1 protein-coding gene is annotated in these 14012 nt (G+C 63.2%); it reads right to left on the bottom strand.

Annotated features, from left to right (window positions below):
* Window positions 1–63: 63 nt before the first annotated feature.
* Entirely contained in the window at window positions 64–14007 is a 13944-nt protein-coding gene (locus tag FQ187_RS10870) for a non-ribosomal peptide synthase/polyketide synthase (protein ID WP_149629456.1), read from the bottom strand.
* Between the last annotated feature and the right edge of the window lie 5 nt (window positions 14008–14012).

The raw sequence follows: 14012 nt of genomic DNA, 5'->3' as shown, positions 1-14012 counted from the left end.
TCGTAGAGGCACGTGCGCCGCGAGCGGCGCACTCCGAAGTCAAGGTCAGTTCGAGGTCGGGGCTCACTTCTTCGGCCCCAGGCGTTTGAGCAGGGTGTCGAGGGTCGCCTGGTTCATGCCTTTGGCCAGTGGGAAGTCCGACGGCATCAGCGTCCCGGCCTGCGGGTCGAGGCAATGCCCGACCAGTGCTTGCAGGTGTTCCAGCAGGCGAGCGGGCAAGCGGCTGTCGGCGGCCGGGGTGACGCTGTGCCATTCGACACGCAGCACACCGTCTTCCAGCCAGGCCACCACCTCACGGTCGTGGGTCACTCGGTTGGCCAATGCCACGTCCGGCGGTGGGGCCAAGGTGCTGGCACGCAACCAGCCCTGTGGCGTTTGCTCATGCCCCAGGTAGTTGAACAACACATCGCCACGGCCCGACGGCAACTCGCCGCGCTGGCGCAGCAGTCCGTGACCCAGGCCCTGACCCGGCACGGCGCGCAATGCTTCCTTGGCGTTGCGCACCCGATCGCCGGGGGCTCCGCTGGAATTCACCCGTAACGGAAACAGGGTGGTAAACCAACCGACGGTGCGGCTGACATCCAGGCCTTCGAACGGTGCATCGCGACCATGGCGCTCCAGGTCGACCACGATGTCGGCGCGTCTTTCGGCTTCTGCCAGGGTGGCGGCGAGGGCGGCGATCAGCAGTTCTTCCGGCTGTGTGCGGTAGGCGGCATGGGACTCGGTCAGCCATTGATGAGTGCGTGCGGTGTCCCAACGGGCGGACAGTGTCTGCCGCTCGGCAACCGTGGCCACCGGCGCACTGTTCGCTGTGGTCTGGGCGTTCCAGTAGCGCTGTTCGGCGCTGACCTTAGCGGCATGGGCGTGCAGGTGCTCGGCCCATTGCCGGTAGGACGTGGTTTTCGCCGGCAGACGCGGGTTCTCGCCACGTTCCAGCCCTTGATACAGCTGCTGGAAATCTTCCAGTAACGGCGTCCATGACACCGCGTCCACCACAAGGTGATGCGCGACCAGATACAAACGTTGCGGCTCGCCTTCGAGCAACGCAGCGGCGAACAGCGGGCCGTGTTGCAGGTCCAGGCTTTTCGCGACCTGCGGGAGATGCTCCAGGCGTTCGCAGCACGTCAATTGTGCAGGCTCAACCGGCGCGATCTGCGCCTGCCATTGCCCGTCAACCTCAGTGAAACGCAAGCGCAATGCATCGTGGTGGGCGACCAGACGGTCAAGGGTCGCCTGCACGAGGTCTGGCTGTAGACGCCGGTCGCTGTCGGCCAGCACCGATTGGTTCCAGTGCGCGGCCTGCGGCTGTTGTTGGTCAAAGAACCACTGATGCAACGGCATCAGCGGCATCGCACCGGTCACATCGCCTTGTTCGGCCAGCGTCAGCAACGGACTGGCCACTTGAGCCAATACCGCCGGGGTCGGCGAGCGGAACAGGTCTTTTGGCGTGAGCGAATAACCCTGTTCACGCAGTCGCGAGATCAGTTTCAGACCGAGAATCGAGTCACCGCCCAGGGCGAAGAAACTGTCCGAAGTCCCGACTTCACGGCCACCGGTCAAGGCTTCGCCAAGCAGTTCACCGAACAACTGGCAGAGCAGGGCTTCCAGTTCGTTGCGCGGTGCGACGTGGCCTTCCTGAGTCTGCGGCAGTGGCCGGTTGGCCAAGGCCTTGCGGTCGATCTTGCCGTTGGTGGTCAGGGGCAGGGCCGGTACTTCGACCCACACCGCCGGCACCATGTGCGCCGGCAACTCGGCGGTGAGCAGCGCGCCCAGCTCCGATTGCGCGGCGCTGCTGCTGTAGAACGCCACCAAGCGGTTATCGATCACCAGGGTGCAGGCACCGGTGATACCAGGCTGGTTCAACAGCGCCGCATCGATTTCCCCCAGTTCGATCCGCTGACCGCGCAGCTTCACCTGATGGTCGAGACGGCCGAGGTATTCGATATTGCCATCGGCGAGGAAACGGCAACGGTCGCCGGTGCGGTACAGGCGATCACCGTCGAGGAACGGGCTGGCAAGGAAACGTTCCTCGGTCAGGTCCGCTCGTTTCAGGTAGCCGCGAGCCACGCCGACGCCGCCGATGTACAACTCGCCGATGCTGCCGATGGGCAGTGGCTGCATGGATTCGTCGAGGATGTACAGGCGCAGGTTGGCGATCGGCTTGCCGATTGGCACGATCAGATCGTCCACCGAGCAACGCCATACCGAGACATCAATCGCCGCCTCGGTCGGGCCGTAGAGGTTGACCAGTGCCGCCGGGTGTTGGCTCATGAAGCGGCGCACCAGATCCGCCGGCAGGGCTTCACCGCTGGCAAATACCTGACGCAGACTGCGGCAGTTGACCAGGCTTGGCTCGTCGACAAAGGCGCGTAACATCGACGGTACGAAGTGCAGGGTGGTGACCTGCTCTTGCCGGATCAATTGGCTGAGGTACGCCGGGTCACGATGGCCGTCTGGACGGGCGACCACCAGGGTGGCGCCAGTGATCAATGGCCAGAAGAATTCCCACACCGACACGTCAAAGCTGTACGGGGTTTTCTGCAAGACGCGGTCGTTCGGGCCAATCGGGAAGGCGTCCTGCATCCAGTGCAGACGGTTCATCAAGGCGCCGTGTTCGTTCATCACGCCTTTCGGTTGGCCGGTGGAACCGGAGGTGTAGAGCACGTAGGCCAGGTCGCTCGGGCTGACGCTGATCGGTTCACCGGCAGGCGCCGGTGGCAAGGCGTCGAGGGTCCAGGCGTTGTGCCCGGTCGGCAACTTCGCCAGCCACTGCGGTTGGGTCAGGGTGACTTGCGCACCGGCGTCTTCAACGAGGAACGCCAGGCGCGCGGCCGGCAACTCAGGGTCCAGCGGCAACCACGCCGCGCCGGCATGCACGATGCCGAGCAAAGCGACGACCATTTCCACGGAGCGCTCCATGCACACCGGGACGATGGCGCCGCTGCCGATACCGGCAGCGCGCAAGGCGCGGGCGAGTTGCTGGGCACGTTGATCCAGCTCGGCGTAACTCAGGCGCTGGCCTTCGAACACCAGCGCTGGAGCGTTGGGGCTGAGGGCCGCTTGCTGGGTCAGGGCCGTGTGCAGATTGGTCGGGCCGCTGTAATGACGTTCGGTCGCGTTCCAGCGATCCAGCTGTTGCTGATCCTGTTCTTGCGGGAACAACTCGACCAACCTCCTGGCCGGCGTCGCCACCAGCGCGTCCAGCAGTTCACACCATTGCGCGCTCCAACGCTGCATCGTCAATTCGTCAAACAGCGCCGCCTGGTATTCCAGCGCGAGGATCATGTCGCTGCCATCGTCCTGGACTTCCCAGCTCAGTTCGAACTTGGCGTCGATCACCGGCAGCGCCTGCTCTTCGATGCTCAGCCCCGGCCATTGACTGCTGTCCATGCGGCCGTGATTGAGGGAGAACATCACCTGGAACAGCGGCGTGCGGTTCAGGTCGCGACGCTGGGCCACGGCACCGACCAATGTGGCGAACGGCAGGTCGGCGTGGGCCTGGGCGGCGCGCAGATCGGCTTCAAGGCCGGCCAGTAACTGCTCGGCCGGGGCCTGTTGATCAACTTCACTGCGAATCACCAACGTATTCACCAGACACGCCAGCAGTGCCTGGGTTTGCGGCTGATCGCGCTGATCGGCCGGGGTGCCGAAGCGAATTTCACGCTGACCGCTATAGCGCGCAAGCAAAGCACTCAAGGCCGTGGCCAGTACGACATAGGGGGTGCTGCCGCGTTGACGGGCGAACTGACGGATCGCTTCCGCTCGGTGAGCGCCGAGTCTGACGGTCAGCAGTTGGGCGCGACGATCCGCTTCGGCTCCGCGTGGATGGTCCAGGGGCAGATCGAGTTGGTAGTCGTCCTGGCCGAGGTGATTTTTCCAGTAATCCAGGCTGTCATTGCGTCGAGCCTGGGTGTCTGGATACTGCTGCCACAGGGCGAAGTCGACATAGTCGACGTCCAGCGCGGTCCTGGCAGGCGATTTCCCGTTCAGGCCGGCGCTGTAGGCCTGGGCCAGTTCGTCGATCAGCAACTGCATCGCCCAACCGTCGGTGGCGCTGTGGTGCAGGCACACCAGCAACAGGCTTTCGTCGCTGCCCTGACGTTGCAACAGGTGTGCCCGCCAAGGTGCGGCGGTGGCCAGGTCGAACGGTGCCATCAGCTCGTTCTGAGCATCGGCGAACGCCGTCGCCCAGTCTTGTGTGGTGACCGACGTGACCGCGAGCGCCGGGCCCTGATAGTCGATCAGCAACTGCGGCTCGCCTTCAACTTCGACAATGCGGCTGCGCAGTACCAGATGGCGCTCGCTGACTTGCTCGAATGCCTCGCGCAAGGCCTGAACCTGAAGCTCGCCATGCAGAGTCAGGGCGAACGGCATGTGATATTCGCGCGAATCCGGCACCAGACGGCTCAGCATCCAGAACCGCTGCTGCGCCAGGCCCAACGGCAACTTTGCCGGACGCGGTTGTGCGGTGATCAGTTCCCCCGGCATTGCTGCGCGCAGATGACCGGCCAACGCCGCCACCGTCGGCTGAGCGAACACCAACGCCAGCGCCAGACTAGCGCCGAGGCGTTCACGAACCCGGGCGACCAGTCGCGTGGCCAGCAAGGAATGGCCGCCGAGGTGGAAGAAATGATCGTCGATCCCCACCAACGGGCATTCCAGCACTTCGCTGAACAACTCGCACAACACGGTTTCAGTGATGTTGCGCGGCGCTCTGCGTGGCTGGTCGCTTTTGGTTTCCGGCAATGACAGCGCGGCGAGCGCCTTGCGATCGAGTTTGCCGTTGCTGTTGAGCGGCAAGCTGTCGAGTTGCACCAACCGGGTTGGCAGCATGTGCGACGGCAAGTTGTCGCTCAATGCCGCACGCAGCGAAGCTTCTTCGGCGTCACCGCACCAGAAGCTCACCAGACGCTGATCAAGCAGCAACGTGGCAGCGTCGCGAACGTCGGCCTGCACCAGCAGTTCAGCATCGATTTCCCCCAGTTCGATCCGCTGACCGCGCAGCTTCACCTGATGGTCGAGACGGCCGAGGTATTCGATATTGCCATCGGCGAGGAAACGGCAACGGTCGCCGGTGCGGTACAGGCGATCACCGTCGAGGAACGGGCTGGCAAGGAAACGTTCTTCGGTCAGGTCCGCTCGTTTCAGGTAGCCGCGAGCCACGCCGACGCCTCCGATGTACAACTCGCCGATGCTGCCGATGGGCAGTGGCTGCATGGCTTCGTCGAGGATGTACAGGCGCAGGTTGGCGATCGGCTTGCCGATTGGCACGATCAGATCGTCCACCGAGCAACGCCATACCGAGACATCAATCGCCGCCTCGGTCGGGCCGTAGAGGTTGACCAGTGCCGCCGGGTGTTGGCTCATGAAGCGGCGCACCAGATCCGCCGGCAGGGCTTCACCGCTGGCAAATACCTGACGCAGACTGCGGCAGTTGACCAGGCTTGGCTCGTCGACAAAGGCGCGCAACATCGACGGTACGAAGTGCAGGGTGGTGACCTGCTCTTGCTGGATCAATTGGCTGAGGTACGCCGGGTCACGATGGCCGTCTGGACGGGCGACCACCAGGGTGGCGCCAGTGATCAATGGCCAGAAAAATTCCCACACCGACACGTCAAAGCTGTACGGGGTTTTCTGCAAGACACGGTCGTTCGGGCCAATCGGGAAGGCGTCCTGCATCCAGTGCAGACGGTTCATCAAGGCGCCGTGTTCGTTCATCACGCCTTTCGGTTGGCCGGTGGAACCGGAGGTGTAGAGCACGTAGGCCAGGTCGCTCGGGCTGACGCTGATCGGTTCACCGGCAGGCGCCGGTGGCAAGGCGTCGAGGGTCCAGGCGTTGTGCCCGGTCGGCAACTTCGCCAGCCACTGCGGTTGGGTCAGGGTGACTTGCGCATCGGCGTCTTCAACGAGGAACGCCAAACGCGCGGCCGGCAACTCAGGGTCCAGCGGCAACCACGCCGCGCCGGCATGCACGATGCCGAGCAAAGCGACGACCATTTCCACGGAGCGCTCCATGCACACCGGGATGATGGCGCCGCTGCCAATACCGGCAGCGCGCAAGGCTTTGGCCACGGTTTGCGCACGTTGATCCAGCTCGGCGTAACTCAGGCGCTGGCCTTCGAACACCAGCGCGGGGGCGTTGGGGCTGAGGGCCGCTTGTTGGGTCAGGGCCGTGTGCAGATTGGTCGGGCCGCTGTAATGACGTTCGGTCGCGTTCCACTCGACCAGTTGTCGGTGACGCTCCGGCACCGTCAATGGTGACCACTCACCAAGGCGGGCCTGGGGAGCATCGAGCATTGTTTCGAGCAATTGTTGCCATTGCGTCAACCAACGGCGGGCCGTGGTTTCGCTGAACAGCGCAGTACGGTATTCGAGCAACACCGACAGCACCTCGCCGTCATGCACTTCCCAGCTCAGATCGAACTTGGTCGCCTGAGCGGTTACCGCTCGTTCGCGGACCTGCAATTGTGGCCAGTGACTGGCCGAAGAGTCGGCGTTTTGCATCACGAACAACACCTGGAACAACGGTGTCTGAGCGAGGCTGCGTTCCGGCGCCAAGTGCTCAACGACCTGATCGAACGGCACGTCCTGATGCTGCTGGGCGTCCAGCACGTTATTGCGCACCTGGCTCAACAACCCTTCGAAGTTCAGCGCTGGGTCGAGGTCGGCGCGCATCACCAGAGTGTTAACGAAGCAACCGATCAGCGGCTGCAGTTCGGCCAGTGGACGCTGGCCGACCGGGCTGCCGAACCGCACGTCGCGCTGATTGGCGTAGCGCCCCAACAACAGTTGTGCGGCACTGAGCATCAACATGTACAGGGTGGCGCCATGTTGTTGGGCAAACTGCCGCAATTGTCCCACCAGTTCTGGCGGCAGTTGCAGTTGTACCGCGCCGGCGATCGGGTCTAGCTGGTTTGGACGTCCCTGTGCGGTCGGCAGGTCCAACAGGTAATTGCCGTCTTCCAGTCGCGTGCGCCAGTATTCGAGTTGACTGCGGAACAACGCCTGCTGCCCTGGCTCACGCTGCCATAGCGCGTAATCCGGGTATTGCAGCGCTAGGTTCGGCAGTGTGGCGACGGAGCCTTGGCATTGCGCGGCGTAGAACTGTGCCAATTCATCTAGCAGGTTCTGGCTGGAGGCATCGTCGGTGGCGCAGTGATGCACGGTCAGTAACAGCAACGCTTGGGCGTGGCTGCTGCGTTGGATCAGCGTGGTACGGATTGGTACTTGAGTGGCAAGGTCGAAGCAGTGTCCGGTTTCGGCGTGAATCGCCTCGTCAGTCAGATGTTGCCAGCTGTCGTCGGTGGCCGCGTCCAGTGCTACCAAGCGCAAGGTGAGGTTCACCTGTGGTTCGATGATCAGCGCCAACTCGCCATTGGTCTCACGCACAATGCGGCTGCGCAGGATTTCGTGGCGCTGAACCACGCTGTTCAAGGCGGATTGCAAGGCCTGGGTGTTCAGCTCGCCGTCGAACTGCACGGCGCTGACCACGTTGTATTCGCCACCGCCAGCACTCAATTGTTCGAGGAACCACAAGCGTTGTTGTTCGAACGACAACGGTAAACGGACGGGACGTGCCACCGGAACGAAGGTCGCTGCTGGCGCTTGCAGCGGCTCACCCAACAGGGCGGCCAGTGCATCGAGGGTTGGGTGTTCAAACACCGCACGCAGCGGCGGCACCGTGACGAACTGTTGACGCAATCGGGCAAACAGCACCGCTGCCAGCAGCGAATGACCGCCGAGGTAGAAGAAGTGACTGTCGCGGCCGATCTGGGTCAGCGGCACGTTCAGCAGCTCGGACCACAGGATGGCGAGCTGCTGTTCGGCGACAGTGCGCGGTGGATCCTGGGCATCGGGTTCAGCCTGGATATCCGGGGCAGGCAGGGCTTTGCGGTTGAGTTTGCCGTTGTCGGTCAGCGGCAACTCATCGAGCAGCACAAACGCTGACGGCACCATGTAGTCGGGCAGGGCGGCGCCGATGGTTTTGCGCCAGGTGTTGATGTCCGCTTGCTGGTCGCAGGTGACGTACGCCACCAGACGTTTGTCGCCGGGAACGTCTTCACGGGCCAGTACTACCGCCTGACGGACACCCGGCTGGGCGCCGATCAAGGCCTCGATTTCACCGAGCTCGACGCGGAAGCCACGGATTTTCACCTGATGGTCCATGCGCCCAAGGTATTCGAGCTGGCCGTCGGGCAACCAGCGCACCAAGTCGCCGGACTTGTACATCCGCGCCCCCGCCAGCGGCGAGAACGGGTCCTCGATGAACACCTTCGCGGTCTGTTCGGCACGGTTGAGGTAGCCCAGAGTCACGCCGGCACCGCCGATGTGCAGCTCCCCTGGCACGCCGACGGGCATCGGGTTGAGGAACGCATCGAGCACGTACGTGCGCACGTTGGCGATTGGTCGCCCGATGATCGGACGCTGCGGGAAGTCATCGACGGCGCAACCAGTCGCATCCACCGTGCATTCGGTCGGACCGTAGGTGTTGAAGAAGCGGCTGCCGGCAATCGATGGCAGACGCTGCCAAAGCTGCGCATCCACCGCATCGCCACCAAACAGAACGAAGCGCGGCAAATACACTTCGCCACGACGCACGCCGTCACTTTCGAGCAGGGCCTTGAGCTGCGCCGGAGTGCATTCGAAGGCTTCCAGGCGGGTTTCGCGGAAAAACTGCGCCAGGGCCTCGGGGTCGTAGCGCACGTCTTCCGGAGTCAGGTACAGGCTATGGCCGTCGAGCAGCAAGATGAGCTCGGCCACCGAACTGTCGAAGGCAAACGAGTAGTTGAAACTGGTGCGCATCGGCTGATCGGTATAGCGGCGATACAAGCCATGGATGCGCGCCCAGGCCAGGTTGACCACCGAGCCGTTTGTAACCAGCGTGCCCTTGGGCTTACCGGTGGAGCCGGAGGTGTACATGATGTAGGCCAGATCATCGGGACCGGCCAGTGGCGTGAGGTTGCTGTCCGGTTGATCGACGAACAAGGCAGCGTCACTGTCCAGCCGCAGACGCGGCAGTTCGGCGCCCAACTGTTCCATCAAGCCTTGCTGGCCGAGGAACAACGCCGGTTGCGCGTCTTCGAGCATGTACGCCAGACGATCCACCGGGTAGGTCGGGTCCAGCGGAACATAGGCGCCACCTGCTTTGAGAATGCCCAGCAAACCGATCAACAACTCCAGCGAACGCTCGACACACAGCGCCACCGGACGATTGGCGACCACACCGCGACTGCGCAGGTAATGCGCCACCTGGTTGGCCCGGCGGTTCAGTTCGGCGTAGCTCAGGCTGCGACCTTCGAAACACAGCGCGTCGCGCTCCGGGGTGCGCTCGGCCTGCTGTTCAAACAGCTGGGCGAAGGTCAGGTGCTGTGGCACCTTCATCTCGGTGCGGTTCCACTCGACCACCGTGCGCTGCCATTCCGCGGCCATCAGCAGTGGCAGGGCAGCCACCGGGCGTTGCGGCTCGGCGAGCATTTGCTCGAGCAAGTGCTCCAGGCGGGCGAGGGTCTGGCGAGCGCTGTCGGCTGCGAACAGGTCCAGGGCAAACATCAACTCCAGTTGAATCGGCGCATTGGCCGGGCACAGCACGTGCAAATCCAGATCGCATTCGGAATGCTTGAGCGGTGTGTCGAGGGCTTCGAATTCCAATCCCGGGAAGTGCAAGCGCGATTCCATGGCCAATTGTTGCGCGACCATCACTTGATACAGCGGCGCATGGCTGAGGCTGCGGGGCAGTTGCAGGCTGTCGACCAATTGCTCGAATGGCAGGTCTTGATGCTGCAAGCCTTCGCGCAAGCGCTTGGCCACCTGACCCACCAGCGCGGTGAAATCCGCTTGTGGTTCAAAGTCGGCACGGATCGCCAGGTTGTTCAGCAAAATGCCGAGCAGGCCTTCGGTGCCCGGTTGTTCGCGGTGGGTGACCGGGGTGCCGATCAGCACCGTGGCCTCACCACTCAAACGGTGCATCAGTACCGCGAAGCCGGCGAACAACACGGTGAACGGCGTGGTGCCCAGGCGACTGGCGAAGGCTTGCACCCGGCCACTGAGGTCGGCACTGAGTTCACGCTGTACGATCCCTGCACGGTAAGTTTGCATCGACGGCCGTGGATGGTCGGTCGGCAGGGCCAGCAACGGACTGCCTTCGCTGTTGCGACGATCCAGCGTGGTGCACCAGTAATCGAGCTGGCGTTTGAGCTCGGCACCTTGCAGGTGTTCGCGCTGCCACAGGGCGAAGTCGGCGTACTGCACCGGCAAGGCCGGCAGTTGGGCGGGGGCGCCGTTGCAACGGGCTTCGTAACCCAGGGCCAGCTCGCGCAGGGCGATGGTCGCCGACCACGCGTCCGAGACCAGGTGATGCAAGGCGATGGCCAGCACGTGTTCACCCGGCGCCACACGTAGCAGGCGCGCCCGCAGCAGCGGCGGTGACGTCAGGTCGAACGGTTGCTCAAAGGTTTCTTGCAGGGCATTGAACTGCGCACCTTCACGAGCCGTCGCGCCCAAGGCCGACAAATCATCGAACGGCAATGCAATGCTCAGCGATTCACTGATGTGCTGGCTGGGTACGCCATCGGTGCTGCGGATGCCGGTACGCAGGATTTCATGACGCACCAGCAAGTCATTCAAACTCGCATGCAGCGCCGCGACGTTGAGTTCACCTTTGAGGTGCAGGGCGAAGGGGATGTTGAACAGCGTCGTGCCCGGCGTCAGTTGCTCGATGAACCACAGGCGTTGTTGCGAGAATGACAAAGGCAGCAGCGCTGGACGGACCTGGGCCTTTGGCACGCTGATCGCAGTAGCTTGTGGTGCGACGTCAGCCTGGCGCGCGGCGATGGCGACGGCCAGCAACGCTACCGTCGGTTGTTCGAATAGCACCCGCAACGGCAGGTCGAGTTTGAAATGGCTGCGCAGACGCGCGACGATCTGAGTGGCCAGCAGCGAGTGGCCACCGAGGGTGAAGAAGTTGTCTTCGACGCCAACGGTGTCGCGACCCAACACCTCCGCCCAGATTTTCGCCACGGCGGATTCCAGCTCGTTGCGTGGCGCAATGCTTTCCAGGGTGTCGGCCTGCCAGCTCAGTTCCTGGGCGGCCAGGGCCTTGCGATCGACCTTGCCGTTGTTGTTCAGCGGCAGGCGCTCCAGGCACACGAACGCGGCCGGCACCATGTATAGCGGCAATTGGGCGCGCAGGTGTTCGGTTAGCCCGTCGTTGCCCAACGTATCGTCATGGGCCGACCAGTAGGCCACCAGCCAGGCTTCGCCAACGCTGTTTTCGCGCAGCAACACAGCGGCTTCGCGAACATTCGGGTGCTGGGCCAGCCGGTGTTCGATTTCGGTCAATTCGATCCGGTGGCCACGCAATTTCACTTGCTGGTCGCGGCGGCCGAGGTATTCGATCACGCCATCGGCACGCCAGCGCCCGAGGTCGCCGGTGCGGTACAGGCGACCTTCTAGCTCAGGATGGTCGATGAATGCATCAGCGGTGCGCTGCGGATCGTGCAGGTAGCCGCGACCGACACCGACGCCCCCTACACAGATTTCCCCTGCCACACCAATTGGCACCGGCCGCAACGCTTCATCCAGCACGTACAAGCGGTTGTTAGCAGTCGGCTGGCCGATGGGCATATGGCTGATGTTAGCGTCCGGTGCTTCGACGATCGGCTGGAAGGCTACGTCATCGGCGCACTCGGCCGGGCCGTAGGCGTTCATCAGCGCGATGTCTGGGAAACGTCCAAACCAATCCCGGGCCACCGTTGGCGGCAGGGCTTCACCGGTAGGTAGCACCCAGCGCAGGTCAGGCAATTGCAGGTCGCAGGGGCACAGCGCAAGCAGTGTGCGCATCAGGCTTGGAACGATTTCCAGCACACTGAGGCGTTCGCTGGCGATCACTTGCAGCAGGCGTTGTGGGTCATGTGCCACGTCGTCCGGCAGGATGTGCACCGTGGCGCCCAGTACTGGCGCGGCGAGGAACTGCCACACGGAAATGTCGAACGCCACCGAAGCGGTCTGTGGAATCCGGTCTTCGGCGCTCAAGCCCAGCGCCGGCACTTTGCCGAAGATGTTGTTGAGCGTGCCCCGTTGTTCGATCATCACGCCTTTGGGCGTACCGGTCGAACCCGAGGTGAACAGCACGTAGGCCAGGCTGTCCGGTCCGCCCGCCAATGGCAGCGGCGTATCGTTGCCATCGGTCCAGCAGGCTTCGGCGAACAGGGCCTTTGGCGCCTGATCGAGGCCGCTGAGCAACTGATCGATCAGCGCGCTGCACCCTTCACTGGCCAGCAGGAACGGTGCACGGGACAGGCTGAGGATTTCCCGCAGGCGTTCCGGCGGGTGATTGACTTCAAGCGGCAGCATCGCAGCGCCAGCCTTGAACACGGCAATCATCATGGTCAACAGCGCCAGACCACGCGGGGCGACCAGCGCGATCAGTTGATCTTCACCGGCACCGGCACCGGCACCGGCTTCGCGCAAGGCGTGGGCCAGGCGAGTGGATCGCTGATCCAGTTCGGCATAGGTCAGGGACTCACCGTCGCAGATCGCGGCAATCTGCTCGCCGCGTTGGGCGACTTGGACGGCAAACAGTTCGGCGTAACTTTGCTCCAGTGGGAAGTCGTGGGGATTGACCGCCCACTCACCCAGCAGTTGCTGACGCTCATCGGCAGCCAGCAGTTCGAAACTGCCCAGTAGCGCCTCCGGTGCGGCAAGCATGCTGCGCACCAGGCTGGCGATATGGCCAAGCAAGCGCTGCACGGTCGGTGCCTCGAAACGCTCGCGGTCGTAAGACACCCGAATGCCTAGCTGCTCGCCGGGCAGGATCACCACGGTCAAGCCGTAGTGGGTGTGCACGCTGTGGTCCATGCCTTCGAGGCTGAACTGGAAACCGCCTTCCAGAATTTGCTCGTGGATCGGGGCGTTTTCGAACACCAGAATGCTGTCGAACAGGGTTTCCCCCCGGGGGAAATCGCTCCAGCCTTGAATGTCGGTCAGGGGCGTGTGCTCAAAGTCGCGCATGTCGACGTTCAGCCCTTGCAGCGCGCTCAGCCAACTGCCCAACGGTGCGTGCGGGTCCACTGACACCCGCAGCGGCAAGGTATTGATGAACAGGCCGATCATTTCTGCGACGCCGGTCAGCTCTGCCGGACGACCCGCTACGGTGACGCCGAACAGCACGTCCCGTTGACCGCTGTAACGTGACAACAACAGTGACCAGACACCTTGGAAGAAGGTGTTCGGCGTGATCCGGCGGCGACGGCAGAATGCCGCCAGAGCCTGGGTTTCTGGTTCGGTCAGGTGAATCAGTTGATCGTCCACCAGCACCGCGTCGGTGTAGCGGTCGCGGGCCACGCCGTTGTCCACGGTCAGTGGGGTTGGTGCATTCAGCCCTTGCAGCTGACCCCGCCAAAACTGCTCGGCCTTGCCTGCGTCCTGGCGTTGCAGCCACTGGATGTAATCGCGGAACGGGCGCGGGCTCTTGAGCTCCGGCGTGCGGTCATTGCACAGCGCTTCGTAGACTTTGAGGAAGTCCACGGTCACCAGGGAAATGCACCAGGCGTCCATCAGGATGTGGTGGAAACTGCGAATGAATTCGTAGGACTCATCGGCCAATCGCACCAGGCGAAAACGAATCAGCGGCGGCTTCGACAGGTTGAAACCGACTTTCTGCTCCTCTTCCAGCAACGTGCGGATCCGCGCTTCCTGTTCATGCGGGGCGAGCCCACGCAGATCGAGGGTGTCCAGGGGAACCTTGACCTCGCGATGGATCACCTGCACCGGTTGCTTCTGGGTTTTCCACTGGAAACTGGCGCGCAGGGAAGGATGCAGCGCCACCACCTGTCGCCAGGATTCAAGGAACGCCACTTCATCAATGGCACCGCCGATTCGGTAGCGATCCTGCATCAGGTACACGCCGGAATCTTCGTGCAGCAGGGAGTGGAACAGCATCCCTTGCTGCAACGGCGACAGCGGGTAGATATCTTCAATCGGATTGGCGGTCGATTTTTCGGTGGTCATTGAAA

Origin of the sequence: Pseudomonas sp. ANT_J28, from assembly GCF_008370005.1 — a bacterium.
GTDB classification, from domain to species: Bacteria; Pseudomonadota; Gammaproteobacteria; order Pseudomonadales; family Pseudomonadaceae; genus Aquipseudomonas; species Aquipseudomonas frigoris.
Note: the sequence above shows the minus strand (reverse complement) of the source record. Positions and strands in the feature narration are given on the sequence as shown.

Bases quoted from the DNA above. Each gene is read 5' to 3' on its own strand.
- FQ187_RS10870 (WP_149629456.1), bottom strand. From the start codon at position 14,007: ATGACCACCGAAAAATCGACCGCCAATCCGATTGAAGATATCTACCCG.